The following is a 15,721-nucleotide window of genomic DNA, read 5'->3' on the forward strand; positions in this document are numbered from 1 at the left end:
AAGGGCGGCCGATGGCCGGAGTCGACAACGAACGCATCGAGCGGGCCGTGCTCGAGATCCTCCTCGCGATCGGGGAGGATCCGGCGCGTCCCGGGCTCGAGCGCACCCCGCAGCGCGTCGCCGAGGCGTACGCCGACTTCTTCGGCGGCCTCGACGTCGACCCGCTGACGCACCTCGCCGACAGCGTGCCGCTCGGCGCCACCGAGGCCGGCGTGCCCGCGACGAGCGACGCCGTCGTGCTCCGCGACCTGGCGTTCCGCTCGGTGTGCGAACACCACCTCCTGCCGTTCGTCGGCACCGCCCACGTGGCCTACCTGCCCGGCGAACGGGTCGTCGGCCTCGGCCGCATCCCCGCCGTCGTCGACACGCTCGCCCGCCGGCCGCAGCTGCAGGAGCGCCTGACCGAGGAGATCGCCGACACGCTCGTCGCCGGCCTCGACCCGAAGGGCGTGCTCGTCGTGCTCGACGCGCAGCACCGCTGCGTGACGACCCGGGGGTCGCGCCAGGAGCGCAGCTCGACCGTCACGATCGCGAGCCGCGGCGCACTCGCCGAGCCGGCGGCGCGCGCCGAGATCATCGCACTCATCGGGGCGCACGATGGGTGAGCAGCGACCCGGCCTCCGGGCCACTCGACCGGCGGCGGCCGTGCAGGTGATGGGCGTCGTCAACGTCACGCCCGACTCGTTCAGCGACGGGGGGCGGTGGTTCGACGCCGAATCGGCGATCGCCCACGGCATCGAGCTCGTGGCGCAGGGCGCCGACCTCGTCGACGTCGGCGGCGAGTCGACGAGGCCCGGCGCGTCACGGGTCGAGCCCGATGAGGAGCTCCGCCGCGTGGTGCCCGTCATCCGTGGGCTCACGGAACGAGGCATCCGGGTGAGCGTCGACACGATGCGCGCCGCGACCGCCCTCGCTGCGGTCGAAGCCGGCGCCGAGATCATCAACGACGTGTCCGCCGGCCTCGCCGACGAGGGCATGGCGCGCGTGGCCGCCGAGACCGGGGCCCGCTACGTGGCGATGCACTGGCGAGGGCACTCCGACCGCATGGACTCGCTCGCCGAGTACGACGACGTCGCCGCCGAGGTGCGCGACGAGCTCTCGGCGCGCGTCGACGCCCTCGTGGCCGTGGGCGTCGACGCCGATCGGATCATCCTCGACCCCGGGCTCGGCTTCGCGAAGCGCGGCGAGCAGAACTGGCAGTTGCTCGGACGGCTCGACGTGCTCGCCGGCCTCGGGCTGCCGATCCTCGTCGGCGCCTCGCGCAAGCGCTTCCTCGGGGCGATGCTCCCGGCCGAGGCATCCGTGGTCGAACGCGACCTGCCGACCGCGGTCGTCAGCGTGCTGTCGGCGCAGTCGGGAGCGTGGGGCGTGCGCGTGCACGACGTCGTCGGCACCCGCCGCGCGCTCGACGTCCTCGGGGCGTGGCAGAGTGGACGACGTGGCTGAACAGCGCGATCGACGCGACCGCATCACCCTGACCGGGCTGCGTGTGCGCGCCCACCACGGCGTCTTCGAGTTCGAGCGCGCCGAGGGGCAGGAGTTCGTGATCGACGTGACCGTCGCCGTCGACCTCGCGGCCGCGGCACGCGGCGACGACCTCGCGAGCACCGTGCACTACGGCGAGCTCGCCGAGCAGGTGGTCGCCGCCGTCGAACGCGACCCGGTCGACCTCATCGAGACGGTCGCCGAACGGGTCGCGGGCGTCGCGCTCGGGTTCACGGCCGTCGACGAGGTCGAGGTCACGGTGCACAAGCCGCAGGCGCCCATCGCCGTTCCGTTCGGGGATGTCTCGGTCACGATCGTGAGGCGACGGGCATGAGCCGCGCCGTCATCGCGTTCGGGGCGAACCTCGGCGACCGCGAGTCGACCATCGACGCCGCGGCCAGGGCGCTCGCCGACGCCGAGGGGGTCGAGCTCGTCGCGGTGTCGCCGATCTACGAGACGCCCGCGCTCAAGACGACCGGGGTCGACCACGACGCGCCCGGCTACCTCAACGGCGTGCTCGTCGTCGAGACGGTGCTCGAACCGCACGCGCTGCTCGACGTGCTGCAGGGCATCGAGCACGAACAGGGTCGGGTGCGCGCCGAGCGCTGGGGCGACCGCACCCTCGACCTCGACCTCATCGACGTCGACGGGCTCGAGCTCGCCGACGAGCGGCTCGAGCTCCCGCATCCGCGCGCCTGGCAGCGGGCCTTCGTGCTGCAGCCGTGGCTCGATGTCGATCCCGACGCCGTGCTCGCCGGCCGGGGCAGCGTGGCGGCGCTCCGCGCCGAGGCATCCGACCAGGTGGTGCGGCGATGAAGCGCACCCACTTCTCCACCGTGCTCGCGTTCGTGCTCGGCGGCCTCGTCATCGGGTACCTCGGCGACCTCGCGATCGTGAGCGCCGGGGCGAAGGCGCTCGTGCCGCCGATCTCGCTCGCCATCACGCTCGTCGGCGTCGCCGCGATCGTCGTCGCGCTCGCGTGGCCGATCCGCCGGGCGGTCACGGGCAAGACGACGCGGCGGATCGATCCGTTCAGCGCGATGCGCATCGCCGTGCTCGCGAAGGCCTGCAGCCTGGCCGGCGCGCTCGTGCTCGGCGCGGGGCTCGGCATCGCGCTCTTCCTGCTGACGCGCACCGTGATGCCGCCGGCCGGCGTGGTGTGGCAGGCCGTCGCGACCGCGATCGGCGCGGCCCTGCTGCTGGCCGGCGGGCTCATCGCCGAATGGTGCTGCACGCTGCCGCCGCCCGAAGACCCCGACGAGAAAGAGGAGCACGCGCATGCCTGAGCCCGAAGGCGCGCACGTGCCCGACGACGCCTGGCGGCGGGTGTCGCCGAAGTACATCGTGGTCGAGGTCGTCGGCTCCCTCATCGGCATGGTCGTCTTCGTCGGCGGCCTCGTCGTCGTGCACCTGCTCTGGCAGCCGTGGTGGGCGCTCTGGGCGGCGGGGGCGGTTGCGCTCGTCTCGATCGTCGGCATCGCGCTCGAACCGCGGCGCGTGCGCTCGATCCGGTACCGCCTTCGTGACGACGACCTGCTCTTCCGTCGCGGCATCATGTTCCAGCGTCAGGTGGCGGTGCCGTACGGGCGCATGCAGCTCATCGACATCACGCGCGGCCCCGTGGCCCGTGCGCTCGGCCTCGCCGAGCTCAAGTTCGTCACGGCCGCGGCGGCCACCGCGGTGACGGTGCCCGGCATTCCGATGGAGGAGGCCGACCGGCTCCGCGACGAGCTAGTCGCGCTCGCCGAGACCCGCCGGGCGGGGCTGTGAGCGCACCCGCGCGTCCGGCGCCGGTGACGAACCTCGCCGACGGCGAATGGCACCGGCTCCATCCCGCGAGCCCGCTGCTGCGCGGCGGCCTCGTGTTCATCGCCGTGCTCGGCTTCGTGATCGCGAACCTGCGCGAGCGCGCGGTCGACCTGCTGCTGCCGGTCTTCGCGCCCGAGGCCGACGAAGAACTGGGGCCGCGCTACGACGAGTGGCAGAGCGACTGGGTGAACGACCCGATCGGCGGGGTCGTGTCGCACGGACTCGTGGGGTGGGCGCTGCTCGCGGTGGCGGTCGTCATCGTCGCCGTGATCATCGGCTTCTGGATGTCGTGGCGGATGCACACGTTCCGGGTGACCCGCGAGGCGGTCGAGGTGCGCCGCGGCATCCTCTTCAGGTCGCACCGCAGCGCGCGGCTCGACCGCATCCAGGGCATCAACGTCAGCCGGCCCCTGTTCGCCCGGCTCTTCGGCACCGCGAAGCTCGAGGTCTCGGTCGCGGGCCAGTCGGGCAACGTCGAGCTCTCGTACCTCGGCTCCTCGCTCGCCGACGGACTGCGCGCCGACATCCTCCGGCTCGCGTCGGGCGTGCGGGCCGAGCGTGCGGCGGCCGACGCCGCCGCCCGCGAAGCGACCGCGCCGAGCCAGGCGGCACCGGCTGCCGCCGCGACCGCCGCGGCAGCCGCCACGATCGACGCGGTCGTCGCGCCGGCCGGAACCGGCGCCCGACCCGACGGAACGGGCGACGGGGCACCCGCAGCCCCCGGCACCGTCGAACCGGGCGCGGCGCCCGCCGGGCCTTCCCGCCAGGCCGTCGGCGCCCGCGCCGGAGCCCTCGTCAACCAGCGGGTCGACGAGTTCCTCGCGCCCGAGCTCGACCCCGACCTCGCCCCGCCCGAGTCGGTCGTGCACCTGCCGATCCCGCGGGTGATCGGTTCGACCGTGCTCGGCGGCTCGACGATCTGGGCGGCGATCCTCATCGCGATCATCGCCGTCGGGGTCTCGACCGGGCAGACGTGGGTGCTGTTCAGCTTCGTGCCCGCGGCGATCGGTCTCGTGAGCTACATGTGGTCGCGCATCACGAAGTCGCTGCGCTACTCGATCGCCGGCACCCCCGACGGCGTCCGCATCGGCCACGGCCTGCTGTCGACCGGCAACCAGACGATCCCGCCCGGCCGCATCCACGCGATCGAGGCGACGCAGTGGGTGTTCTGGCGTCCGTTCGGCTGGTGGTCGATCCGCATCAACGTGGCCGGTCACTCCGTCGCGAACTCGAACGAGGCGGCGCAGCGCACGACGGTGCTGCCGGTCGGCACCGTCGCCGACGTGCACCGCGTGCTCGCCCTGCTGCTGCCGGATGCCGCGGCCGAGGTCGACCCGCTCGTCGGCGCCGGCCTCACCGGGCGCGGGGCGGGCGCGGGCTTCTCGTCGACCCCGCGGCGCGCCGCGTGGTTGCGGCCGTTCTCGTGGCGCCGCATCGGCTGGGCCGCGGCCGACGGGGTCGCGCTCATCCGCCGGGGCGCGCTCGTGCGCAGCCTCACGCTCGTGCCGCTCGCCCGCATGCAGTCGGTCGCGGTGTCGGCGGGGCCGATCGATCGCGCGCTGCGGTTGTCGGCCCTGCGCCTGCACACGGTCACCGGCCCCGTCAGCGCCGTGCTGCCGGTCGTCGACCGCGACGAGGCGAGCGTGCTCTTCGAACGGCTCGCCGACGAGGCCGTCGCCCGCGCCGCGAGCGATACGACGCACCACTGGGGTGCCCTGCCCGGAGGAGCTCCCGATGCCGGCTGAACGTGCAGGACGACTCGGGGTCGGCACGATCGGCGCCGGCCGCGTCGGCGCCGTGCTCGCCGCCGCGCTCGGCGGCGCCGGGCACGCCCTGACCGGCGTCGCCGCCGTCTCGGACGAGAGCCGCGAGCGTGCCGCCGTGATGCTGCCCGGCGTGCCGGTGCTCGAGGTGCCGGTCATCGTCGAGCGCAGCGAGCTCGTCCTGCTCGCGCTGCCCGACGACGAGCTCGAGGGTCTCGTGGCGGGGCTTGCCGACGCGGGCGTCTGGCAGCCCGGGCAGCTCGTGCTGCACACCTCGGCGGGGTTCGGCACGAGTGTGCTCGAGCCGGCCCGCCGCGCCGGGGCGATCCCGCTCGCGGTGCACCCGGCGATGACGTTCACGGGCACGAGCCTCGACCTCGCCCGGCTGCCCGGCACGTGGTTCGCCGTCACCGCGCCGTCGCCCGTGCTGCCGATCGGGCAGGCCCTCGTCGTCGAGATGGGCGGTGAGCCGTTCATCGTCGCCGAGGCCGATCGGGCCGCATACGGCGACGCGGTCGACACCGTCGTGTCGTTCTCGAGCGCGATCGTCGACCAGGCGAGTACGCAGCTCGACGCGATCGGGGTGCCGCGTCCCGGCGCCGTCCTCGCCGCGCTCGCGCGGAGCGCCGTCGAGAACGCCCTCGCCCGCCACGACCGCGGGCCGTTGCCCGACGGTACGATCGACGGGGCCGGATTCGACCGGCCGCTGGGAGGTGGCGCGTGAGCGCGATCGACGCCCGACCCGAGGGCACGCGCGTGGTCCCGACGATCGCCGAACTGCGCGCCGTCATCGCCGACGAGCGGCGGGGCGGGGCGACCATCGCCTTCGTGCCGACGATGGGTGCGCTGCACGACGGACACCTGGCACTCGTCGCCCGCGCGCGCGAGCTCGCCGACGTCGTCGTCGTCTCGATCTTCGTCAACCCGCTGCAGTTCGGGCCGGGCGAGGACCTCGACCGCTACCCGCGCACGCTCGACGCCGACGTCGCGGCCCTCTCCGGCCTCGAGGTCGAGGTCGTGTTCGCGCCGACGGCGGCCGAGATGTATCCCGACGGGCCGAGCTCGACGCGCGTCGTCGCGGGCGAGGTCGGGGCGCTGTACGAGGGCGCTTCGCGCCCGGGGCACTTCGACGGCATGCTCACGGTCGTGCAGAAGCTCTTCCACATCGTCGCCCCCGACGTCGCAGTGTTCGGCCAGAAGGACGCGCAGCAGGTGTTCCTCGTGCGCCGGATGGTGCGCGACCTCGACCTGCCCGTCGAGATCGAGGTCGTGCCGACGGTCCGCGAGGGCGACGGTCTCGCGCTCTCGAGTCGCAACCGCTTCCTCGACGAAGACGAGCGGCGCACCGCGCTCGTGCTCTCCGAGGCGCTCGCCGCGGCCGCCGACTCGGCGGCCGACGGGGTCGACGAGGCGCTCGCCGAGGCGGTGGCCGCGTTCGGCGACCACGACGGCGCCGAGCTCGACTACTTCGTGATCGTCGACCCTGCGACGTTCCTGCCGGTGGCGACGGATGCCTCGGGGCCGGCGCTCGCGCTCGTCGCGGCGAGGGTCGGCGCGACCCGCCTGATCGACAACCGGCTGATCGAACTCGGCTGATCGGGCCGCCTGCGGGCGGCAAGTAGGCTTGAGCACGCACCCGGATCCTGCTGCGGCAGGCACTGCCCGCGCGACGAGAGAGAACGATGGCCGACGAGACGCCGAACCAGACCGCCGAACCCACTGCCGACGAGATCAGTGAGCAGAAGGCCGTGCGGCTCGCCAAGCGCGAGCGGCTCATCGCCGAGGCATCCGGTCTCGGCGGCGGGGCCTACCCGGTGCGCCTGCCGATCACGGCGACCATCCCCGAGGTGCGCGACCGCTTCGTCGGCCTCGGCGTCGACGAGGCGTCGGGTGAGACGGTCGGGCTCGCAGGTCGCGTCGTGCACCTGCGCAACACCGGCAAGCTCTGCTTCGCCGCCCTGCAGTCGGGCGACGGCAGCCGCATCCAGGCGATGGTCTCGCTCGGCGAGGTCGGCGAGGAGTCGCTCGCCGCGTGGAAGGAGCTCGTCGACCTCGGCGACCACGTGTTCGTCTCTGGCGAGGTCATCACGAGCCGCCGCGGCGAGCTCTCGATCATGGTGAAGGAGTGGCGCATCGCGGCGAAGGCGATCCTGCCGCTGCCGAACCTGCACAACGAGCTCAACGAAGAGACGCGGGTGCGCTCGCGCTACCTCGACCTCATCGCCCGCGAGCAGGCCCGCCGCAACGTGATCGACCGGGCGAAGGTGAACGCGAGTCTGCGGCAGACCTTCACGAGCCTCGGCTTCATCGAGGTCGAGACCCCGATGCTGCAGGTCATGCACGGCGGCGCCTCCGCCCGTCCGTTCGTCACGCACTCGAACGCGTTCGACACCGAACTGTACCTGCGCATCGCGCCCGAGCTGTACCTCAAGCGCGCCGTCGTCGGCGGCATCGAGCGGGTGTACGAGATCAACCGCAACTTCCGCAACGAGGGCGCCGACTCGACGCACTCGCCCGAGTTCGCGATGCTCGAGGCCTACGAGGCGTACGGCGACTACAACACGATCGCCGACCTCACCCAGAAGCTGATCCAGGACGCCGCAGCCGCAGTGTCGGGCTCGCACGTCGTGACCTGGGCCGACGGCACCGAGTACGACCTCGGCGGCGACTGGGACCGCATCTCGATGTACGGCTCGCTCTCGCAGGCGGTCGGCGAGGAGATCACGCCCGAGACGCCGATGTCGCGCCTGAAGGAGCTCGCCGACGAGGCCGGCATCGAGATCGACCACCCGATCCCCGGCAAGTACGTCGAAGAGCTCTGGGAGCACCACATCAAGGGCGGCCTCGAGCGGCCGACCTTCGTCATGGACTTCCCCGAGGACACGTCGCCGCTCGTGCGCGGCCACCGCGACATCGCGGGCGTCGTCGAGAAGTGGGACCTCTACATCCGCGGCTTCGAGCTCGCGACGGGGTACTCCGAGCTCGTCGACCCGGTCATCCAGCGCGACCGCTTCGTGGCCCAGGCCAAGCTCGCCGCCGGCGGCGACCCCGAGGCGATGCGCCTCGACGAGGAGTTCCTGCGGGCGCTCGAGTTCGGCATGCCGCCGTCGGGCGGCATGGGCATGGGCATCGACCGGCTGCTCATGGCCGTCACCGGGCTCGGCATCCGCGAGACGATCCTCTTCCCGCTCGTCAAGTAGCACGTACCCCCGCCCCCTCTGAACGGATGCCTCGCATGAACGACCGACCCGACGACCGGCCGAACGGCGAGAAGCCCGATCGCGAGCCGCCCTCGAGGGCGCGCGTCGTGATCTGGGTCGTCGTCGCCGCGGTCGGGCTCTACCTCGTGGGTTCGGGCGTGTGGGGACTGCTCACCCCGGGTTGATCGGGTCGGCGCGGGGCGGCGCCGCGACGTCGGTCACGGCGCCGCCCCGCGCCGTCATCAGGTGCGCCCGACGAAGACGACGCCGCGGTAGCCCGCTGCGCCCCAGGCCACCATGCGGTCGAGGTCGGCGTGCGCGATCGGCAGTTCGTGCGAGTCGACCCACGTCTCGCCCTCGTCCGAGCTGATCCAGGGATCCTCGATCACGACCACGCCGTGGCCCGCGGCATGCGCGAGCACCCAGTGCGGTCCGGTCTCCCCGTGCATCGGCGCTTCATCGATGAGCAGCAGGGCGAGGTCGCCGCCGGCGACGCGCCGTGCGATCTCTTCGATGCCGATCCGCGTACGGTGCACCGCGAGCCCGACCGCCTCGCCCTGGCGCAGCGACTCGGCCTGCAGTTCCGCCCTGAAGTCGCGTTCGAATCCCGCGTAGGCCTCGATGAGCACCGGCCCGTCATGGTCGAGGAACACCTCGACCGGGCGGTCGGCAGGCAGGTGCTCCCGCATGACGACGCCGAGCCCGACGGGCTCGATCGCCGGGAAGTTGCTCGCCCGTCGCCAGAATGCGAGCTCGAGGTCGCGGTCGGCGACCGAGGGCAGCTGCGCCGAGCCCTGCGGGTCGTCCGGCGAGGCATCACGAGCACCGCCGAAGCCGGCGGCCCCCGCCGCCTCCGCCGCGAGCAGCCCGCTCACCGCGCCGCAGGTGTAGAGCGTCGTCTGCGCGTAGTAGGGCGCCTCGGCGTGCGGCAGCTCGACGAGCCAGCGCACGTAGCCGCGCGCCCCGAGCGTGCCCGGGGCCGAGGGGTGCGGCGAGGCGAGGGGCGCGAAGCCGCGCTCCGAGGCGAACGCCGGGAGGTCCTGTCCGAGCGGCACCTCCCACTTCACTGCGGCGTCGCCGGCGGCCTCCGCCCGGGCGACGATGTCGTCGACGAGGGCCGCCGCCGTCGCGGCATCCGCCTCGGTGCGCCACCAGACGTCGACGATCTTGACCGCGGCGGTCGCTCCCCGGCGCGAGGTGAGCGCCGCCGCGACCGGCCGCCCGTCGCGGTGCACGAGGTCGACGCGCGGCGCGTACGGCGCCCGCGGCGACGCCCAGCGGGCCGCGCGCTCGGCGCCGAGCGCGGATCGCAGGTCGTCGTCGAGCAGGGGATCGGCGGTGGTCGTCATCCGACGGGGGTCCTTCCTGTGCTGTCGCGGTGCGCCGCCGCGACCAAGAGCCGCGTGTAGTCCTCGGCGGGGTCGTCGAGCACCTGTGCGCAGGTACCGTGTTCGACGACCCGCCCTTGCCAGACGACCGTGACGGTGTCGGCGATGCGGCGCACGACGGCGAGGTCGTGGGAGATGAAGAGGATCGCGATGTCGAGCTCGTCGCGCAGGCGCCCGAGCAGGTCGAGGATCTGCGCCTGCACCTGCACGTCGAGCGCCGAGACCGACTCGTCGCAGATGAGCAGGCGCGGCCGCGGCGCCAGAGCGCGGGCGATCGCCACCCGCTGGCGCTGGCCGCCCGAGAGCTGCGCCGGCCGTTTCACCGCCGCGTCGACCGGCAGGCCGACGAGCTCGAGCAGCGCCGGAACCTCGTCTGGACGGCGCCCGCCGACGGAGAGCGCCTCGCGGAGGATCGCCCCGATCGACATCATCGGGTTGAGCGACGAGTAGGGATCCTGGAACACGATCTGCATCTGCTCGGGCGTGCGCGACCGGCGGCCGGGTGCGAGCGGGCGGCCGTCGAAGGCGATCGTGCCGTCGTCCTCGCGTTCGAGGCCGGCGATGCATCGGGCGAGGGTCGACTTCCCCGATCCGGACTCGCCGACGACACCGGCGATCTGGCCGGGGGCGATCGAGAGGTCGACGCCGTCGAGCACCGTGCGCAGCCCGAAGCGCTTGACCACGCCCGAGGCGGCGACGAGCGGTGCACGCCCGCCCGCGTCGGCGCCGTCGTCGTGCCCGAGGCCGGGCGCGGTGTCGCCCGTGTGGTCGGCCTCGAGGGCGAGCGCCGGGTCGGCGGCGATGAGCGCGCGGGTGTAGGCGTGCTCGGGCGCCGAGAGCACCGTCGCGGTGGAGCCGCGCTCGACCACCTCGCCGTGCCGCATGACGAGCACCTCGTCGGTGCGGCCGCGGACCAGCCCGAGGTCGTGCGAGATGAGGAGCATCGCCATGCCGCGCTCGTGCTGCAGTTCGCGGAGCAGGTCGAGGATCTCGGCCTGGTTCGAGGCGTCGAGCGCCGTCGTCGGCTCGTCGGCGATGAGCAGGCGCGGGTTGCTCGCGATCGCGGCGGCGATCGCGACGCGCTGCCGCATGCCGCCCGACAGCTCGTGCGGGTAGGCGCGTGCCACCCGGGCCGGCAGGTTGACCTCGGCGAGGCGCGTCGCCACGGCCTCGTCGAGCTCGCGCTTCGACAGCCGCCGGCCGGCCTTCGCCTCGAGGGTCCACGCGATCTGCGGCCCGCAGCGGTGCACGGGGGAGAGACTCGTGAACGGGTCCTGCAGCAGGAGGGAGACCTCGCGGCCGCGCACCCGTCGCCACGAGGCATCCGTCGACGCGAGCGGGTGCTCGCGTCCGTCGACCCGCAAGACGCCCCGGGCGCCGAATCCGGGCGGGAGGAGGCCGACGAGGCTCTTCGCCGTGAGCGTCTTGCCCGACCCCGACTCGCCGATGAGCGCGAGCGAGGCTCCCGGTTCGATGGCGAAGGAGAGCGCCTCGACCATCGGCCCCGCGGGCCCGGCGATGCCGTCGATCGCCACCTCGATGCCGGTCATGCGAGGCCTCCCGAGCGGGTCATGCGCTGGCCGAGCCAGTCGCCGACGAGGTTGACCGCGCACGCGACGACGATGATGAGGAGCGCCGGCACGATCACCGCCGCGGGGTTGTCGAACATGATCGCCCGGCTGTCGGTGAGCTGGCGGCCCCAGTCGGCAGTGCCGGGCGGCACGCCCACGCCGAGGAACGACAGCGACGAGAAGGCGACGAGGGCGAACGCGACGTTGAGCATCGCGTTCGTGATGACGAGCGAGGAGACGTTCGGCAGGATGTGCCGGAACATCACGCGCCAGCGAGAGAGCGAGAGCATCTGCGCCGCCTCGATGTACGGGCGCGCCGACTGCTCGAGGACGCCCGCCCGGACGATCCGGATGTCGGACGGCGAGAAGAGCAGCACGAGCAGCGCGACGGTCGTCCAGTAGCCGCCGCCGAAGACGCCCGAGACGACGATCGCGGCGAGCAGCACCGGCAGGGCGAGGAGCAGGTCGGTCCACCGGCTGATCGCGAAGTCGAGCGGGCCCCGCTCGTACCCGGCGAGGGTGCCGAGCAGGATGCCGAGGAGCATCGAGCCGACCGCGACGCACACGGGGCCGACGAGCGCCGACGCCGCGCCCGCGACGGTGAGGGCGAGGATGTCGCGGCCGAGCTCGTCGGTCCCGAGGGGGTGCCCGGGCGAGCCGGCGGGCATGAGGCTCGAGAGGATGTCCTGCTTGGTCGCGTCAGGGAACAGCAGCGGGCCGAACAGCACGGCGAGCAGCACGAGGGCGAGCAGCACGAGGCAGACGACGATCGACGCGGGCATGCGCCTGCCGGAGCGGAATCCGACGCCGACGGCGCCGAGCGAGGCGGTCATGCGGCACCTCCCTGCGCGCGGACGCGCGGATCGAGCACCAGGTAGGCGACGTCGGCGAGCAGCGCGATCACGGCGATCACGAGCGCGACGAGCAGCGTGAGCGCCTGCACGACGGCGAGGTCCTTGAAGAGCACCGAATCCTGCAGCAGCGTGCCGAGGCCGGGGAGCGCGTAGGTCGTCTCGGCGAGCACGGTTCCGCCGACGAGGAACGTGAGCAGCAGGCTCGCGCCGGTGACGATCGGGATGGCTGCGTTGCGCAGGGCGAGTCGGCGCGTGCGCGACTCGGGGATGCCGCGCGCACGCGCGGACGTGACGTAGTCGGCATCGAGTTCGCGCAGCATCGCCGTGCGGGTGAGCTTCAGCACGATCGCACCGAGGCCCGCCGCGAGGGTGACCGCCGGCAGCACGAGGTGGTAGAGCGTGTCGAGGGGCCCTCGTCCTCCGCCGTACACCGGGAAGATCGGCAGGTAGTACGCGAAGACGTAGAGCAGCAGGAGCCCGACCGCGAAGGTGGGTGCGCTGAGGCCGATGATCCCGAGCGCGGTCCCCGTGCGGTCGATTACGCCGCCCGCGCGCACGGCGCTCTGCACGCCGAGCGGGATGCCGACGACGAGGGCCATCGCGAAGGCCAGCCCGCACAGGGCGAGCGTGAGCCCGAGTCGCGAACCGATCGCGTCGGCGACCGAGGTCTGCAGGCGGATCGACTGCCCGAGGTCGCCGCTCAGCACGCCGCCGAGCCAGCGCAGGTACTGGACGGGCAGCGGGTCGTCGAGGTGGTACTGCTCTCGGATCGCTGCGACGGCCTCGGGCGAGGCCGGGCGCGTGCCGAGCAGCGTCTTGACGAGGTCTCCGGGCGCCAGGTGCAGCATCGAGAACACGACGATCGACAGGATGAACAGGATCGCCGCCGTGCCCAGCACGCGCACCGCGAGCATCCGGCCGAGGGGCCGGAGTCGCGGCGCGCGTGCGATGGGAGCGGACTCGGTCACGGCGCGGTGCGGTAGAGCTGGGTCGGCCACGACGAGATGAAGGCGAACGAGCTGTAGTCGTCGAAGCCGAGGTCGTTCGCGAATGCGGTGGCCGACTGGCCCCACCAGAGCGGCACGTTCACGATGTCCTCCGCCTGCAGCGTCTCGGCCTGCACGAGCAGGTCGACGCGCGCGGCGGGGTCGGACTCCGCTCCAGCCTGTGCGAGCAGCTCGTCGATCTCGGGGTTCGAGTACGCCGAGGGGTTGCCGGCGCCGAGCAGGTAGCTCGGCACCTCGGCCGGGTCGCCGAGGGTCGAGAAGTACCACATCATGCCGACGCCGTAGCTCGACGAGGCGTCGAGGCTCGCGAGCCATTCCTCGATGGGCACCTCGCGGACGTTCAGCGTGATGCCGATCGCCGAGAGGTTCTCCGCGAGCGACTGCGCGGCTGTGCCGAGCTGCGGGCCGGTCGACGGCGTGAGGAGTTCCGCCTCGAAGCCGTCGGGGTGGTCGGAGGCGGCGAGCGCCGCCTTCGCGGCGTCGAGGTCGAAGTCGTACTGGGGGATGCCGGCGAGCACCTCGCGAGCCTCGTCGCCGTCGTACGCCTTGCCGAGCGACTCGGGCGTCATGATCGCGGTCGCGGCCTCGCCGTGGCCGCGCAGCAGCTTGTCGACGACGGCGTCGCGGTCGACCGCGTGCGCGAAGGCCTCGCGCACCTTGGGGTCGTCGAACGGCGCGAGCGAGGTGTTGAAGTAGAGCCCGACGTACGAGAGGTCGTTGACGTACTCGACCCGCATGGTGTGCAGCTGCTCCCACTGCGTCGCCTGCGCGAGCGGCACGTTGAAGGCGACGTCGACGTCGCCGGACTGCGCCGCGAGCAGGCGCGTCGACTCGTCGGGGATGAACTCGACGGTGATGGACTTCACCTTGGGGAGCTCGCCCCACCAGGTGTCGACCCGTTCGAACTGCACGTGCGAGTCGGGCACGAACTCGGTCACCTGGTACGGTCCGGTGCCGAGCAGCAGCGCGTCGGCCGTTCCGACCTTGCCGCCGTGCTCCTCCCAGAATGCCTGCGAGGTGATGAAGGCGGCTCCGCCCGAGCTCATGTTCGCGGCGAAGGCGGCGTCGGGCGCGGTGAGCGTGATCGTCACCTCGTGCTCGTCGGTCTTCTCGATCGTGTCGACGCCGGCGAGGTAGTACGCGAGGCCCGGCGAGGTCGTCTCGTCGCGGGCCTGCTCGAGGCTGAACACGACGTCGTCGGCGGTGACCGGCGTGCCGTCCTGGAACTCCGCATCGTCGCGGAGCTCGTAGACGTAGGTGACGTCGTCGGTCTGCTCCCACGACTCGGCGAGCCCCGGCTGCACCCGTCCCTGGGCATCGACCGAGACGAGGCCCTCCTGCGCGATCGACGCGATGTAGTAGTTCAGGATGCCGGCCTCCTGGCCGACGTACAGGTTCGAGAGCGAGCCCGGCAGCGCGACGCTGATGTGCTCGATCTCCTCGCCGGTGTCGGTGCCGGTACTCGATTCGGCTGCGCCGCTCGTGCAGGCGGCCAGCAGCAGCACACCGGCTGCTGCGGCGCCTGCCCGCGCGATGCGGGAACGGGATGATGCGGACATGGGGGAGTCCTCCTCTTGCGATCTCGGGAGTGGTGCGAGGGCGATGGGGCGCGCGAAGCGCGCACGATGTCCGTTCGAGCGGCGCCGGGCTTCGGCGAGCGCCTCGACCTCGTAGCCGCTCGGACGACGTGCGGCGAGCATGCGCAGGCTCGCCGCGACGGCGGGGATCTCGCTCGCCTCGGCGAGCGTGACGGCGACGGTGCGGAGACTGAGCGCCGGGCTCAGGCCGAGTGCCCGCACACCCGGCGGCGGGGCCGACGCGAACGCGCTCTCGGGCAGGAACGTCGCCCCGAAGCCCCCCGCGACGAGTGCGAGCGCGGCATCGGGGCGGCTGACCTCGAGGTCGCCGGGTCCGGTCGCGCGGCCCACGGCCGCAGCCACGACGCCCGAACGCGTTCCCTCGCCGAAGATCCACGGCAGCTGGGTGAGCGCGGATGCCTCGACGCGGGTGCCGTCACCGGGACGCTCGTCGAACGGGAGGGCGGCGATGAGCTCCTCGGCGTAGAGGAACGTCGATCGCAGGCCGTCGCGGCGGAGGCGCTGCCCGCGCTCGCCGGAGGCGCCGGTGATCACGGCGACGTCGACGCGCCCCGATCGCACGAGTTCGAGCGCCTCATCGGCCTCGGCCTCGACGAAGCGCACCTCGACCCCCGGGATGTCGGCGGCGATGCGGGCGAGCGCGGGGGCGATGGTGCCGACGACGGCCTCGGCGGGGGCGGCGATGCGCACGGTGCCCACCCGGTGCCCGAGCGCCCGCGCGAGTTCGGTGGCGGCCGCGGTCAGGCTCGCATCGATGCGCGGCGCGTGGGCCGCGAGCAGCTGGCCGATCGCGGTGAGGCTCGCCGAGCGGGCGGTGCGGGCGACGAGCGGCGTGCCGAGCCGTGATTCGAGGCGCTGCACGTGCTGGGTGATGGTCGGCTGGCTGAATCCGAGCGAGCGCGCGGCCGCGCTGATCGAGCCGGTCCGGTCGATCGCGACCAGGATCCGCAGCGAATGGACGTCGAGCACCCGCGTCAGGGCGTCGATCTCGATGAGTCCTGCATCCTCCATAGGCAGAGACTATAGATCTCTAGGTTTCGATGGCG

The 15,721-nt window shown here is 73.1% G+C and carries 16 protein-coding genes; 11 read left to right on the forward strand and 5 right to left on the reverse strand.

All coding sequences use genetic code 11. The annotated features are described in order from the left end of the window. Positions 1–11: 11 nt before the first annotated feature. The 11 genes from folE to PX701_RS02705 all read left to right on the forward strand — a co-directional run bounded on the left by folE (position 12) and on the right by PX701_RS02705 (position 8,442). On the forward strand, positions 12–605 hold the full coding sequence (folE, locus tag PX701_RS02655; protein WP_231430004.1) for a GTP cyclohydrolase I: 594 nt from the start codon (positions 12–14) through the stop codon (positions 603–605). Further along, a complete protein-coding gene (gene folP / locus PX701_RS02660) occupies positions 598–1,446 on the forward strand; it encodes a dihydropteroate synthase (RefSeq protein WP_231430005.1) in 849 nt (282 codons plus the stop codon). The genes folE and folP overlap by 8 nt, the downstream gene beginning before the upstream one ends. Then, positions 1,439–1,819 carry a dihydroneopterin aldolase gene (gene folB / locus PX701_RS02665; RefSeq protein WP_231430006.1) on the forward strand — a complete coding sequence of 127 codons (381 nt, stop codon included), beginning with the start codon at positions 1,439–1,441 and terminating at the stop codon, positions 1,817–1,819. The genes folP and folB overlap by 8 nt, the downstream gene beginning before the upstream one ends. Further along, a complete protein-coding gene (gene folK / locus PX701_RS02670; protein WP_275505415.1) occupies positions 1,816–2,301 on the forward strand; it encodes a 2-amino-4-hydroxy-6-hydroxymethyldihydropteridine diphosphokinase in 486 nt (161 codons plus the stop codon). The genes folB and folK overlap by 4 nt, the downstream gene beginning before the upstream one ends. After that, the gene (locus tag PX701_RS02675; protein ID WP_231430008.1) at positions 2,298–2,771 is read left to right on the forward strand and encodes a DUF3180 domain-containing protein; all 474 of its coding nucleotides are present in this window, start codon (positions 2,298–2,300) and stop codon (positions 2,769–2,771) included. The genes folK and PX701_RS02675 overlap by 4 nt, the downstream gene beginning before the upstream one ends. After that, complete coding sequence (locus tag PX701_RS02680; protein WP_231430009.1) at positions 2,764–3,255, forward strand: PH domain-containing protein; 492 nt, start codon at positions 2,764–2,766, stop codon at positions 3,253–3,255. Before PX701_RS02675 ends, PX701_RS02680 begins: the two co-directional genes overlap by 8 nt. After that, positions 3,252–5,039, forward strand: coding sequence for a PH domain-containing protein (locus tag PX701_RS02685; RefSeq protein WP_275505416.1), 1,788 nt, complete (start codon positions 3,252–3,254; stop codon positions 5,037–5,039). Before PX701_RS02680 ends, PX701_RS02685 begins: the two co-directional genes overlap by 4 nt. Then, positions 5,029–5,781, forward strand: coding sequence for a Rossmann-like and DUF2520 domain-containing protein (locus tag PX701_RS02690; RefSeq protein WP_275505417.1), 753 nt, complete (start codon positions 5,029–5,031; stop codon positions 5,779–5,781). Before PX701_RS02685 ends, PX701_RS02690 begins: the two co-directional genes overlap by 11 nt. Beyond that, positions 5,778–6,653, forward strand: coding sequence for a pantoate--beta-alanine ligase (gene panC, locus PX701_RS02695; protein WP_275505418.1), 876 nt, complete (start codon positions 5,778–5,780; stop codon positions 6,651–6,653). The genes PX701_RS02690 and panC overlap by 4 nt, the downstream gene beginning before the upstream one ends. Before the next feature lie 86 nt (positions 6,654–6,739). Continuing rightward, on the forward strand, positions 6,740–8,257 hold the full coding sequence (lysS, locus tag PX701_RS02700; RefSeq protein WP_231430012.1) for a lysine--tRNA ligase: 1,518 nt from the start codon (positions 6,740–6,742) through the stop codon (positions 8,255–8,257). 35 nt (positions 8,258–8,292) lie between these two features. Then, complete coding sequence (locus PX701_RS02705; protein ID WP_231430013.1) at positions 8,293–8,442, forward strand: hypothetical protein; 150 nt, start codon at positions 8,293–8,295, stop codon at positions 8,440–8,442. A gap of 57 nt (positions 8,443–8,499) precedes the next feature. Here PX701_RS02705 and PX701_RS02710 read toward each other — a convergent pair whose 3' ends face one another. Genes PX701_RS02710 through PX701_RS02730 form a run of 5 tightly spaced genes read right to left on the reverse strand, consistent with a single transcriptional unit; the run spans position 8,500 to position 15,686 of the window. Further along, positions 8,500–9,606 (reverse strand): peptidase C39 family protein, encoded by a 1,107-nt coding sequence (locus PX701_RS02710; protein WP_275505419.1) that lies wholly within the window; start codon positions 9,604–9,606, stop codon positions 8,500–8,502. Further along, the gene (locus tag PX701_RS02715; RefSeq protein ID WP_275505420.1) at positions 9,603–11,195 is read right to left on the reverse strand and encodes an ATP-binding cassette domain-containing protein; all 1,593 of its coding nucleotides are present in this window, start codon (positions 11,193–11,195) and stop codon (positions 9,603–9,605) included. The genes PX701_RS02710 and PX701_RS02715 overlap by 4 nt, the downstream gene beginning before the upstream one ends. Beyond that, positions 11,192–12,049 carry an ABC transporter permease gene (locus tag PX701_RS02720; RefSeq protein WP_275505421.1) on the reverse strand — a complete coding sequence of 286 codons (858 nt, stop codon included), beginning with the start codon at positions 12,047–12,049 and terminating at the stop codon, positions 11,192–11,194. The genes PX701_RS02715 and PX701_RS02720 overlap by 4 nt, the downstream gene beginning before the upstream one ends. Beyond that, a complete protein-coding gene (locus tag PX701_RS02725; protein ID WP_275505422.1) occupies positions 12,046–13,038 on the reverse strand; it encodes an ABC transporter permease in 993 nt (330 codons plus the stop codon). Before PX701_RS02725 ends, PX701_RS02720 begins: the two co-directional genes overlap by 4 nt. After that, positions 13,035–15,686, reverse strand: coding sequence for an ABC transporter substrate-binding protein (locus PX701_RS02730; RefSeq protein ID WP_275505423.1), 2,652 nt, complete (start codon positions 15,684–15,686; stop codon positions 13,035–13,037). The genes PX701_RS02725 and PX701_RS02730 overlap by 4 nt, the downstream gene beginning before the upstream one ends. Between the last annotated feature and the right edge of the window lie 35 nt (positions 15,687–15,721).

Origin of the sequence: Agromyces chromiiresistens, assembly GCF_029167465.1 — a bacterium.
GTDB classification, from domain to species: domain Bacteria; phylum Actinomycetota; class Actinomycetes; order Actinomycetales; family Microbacteriaceae; genus Agromyces; species Agromyces chromiiresistens.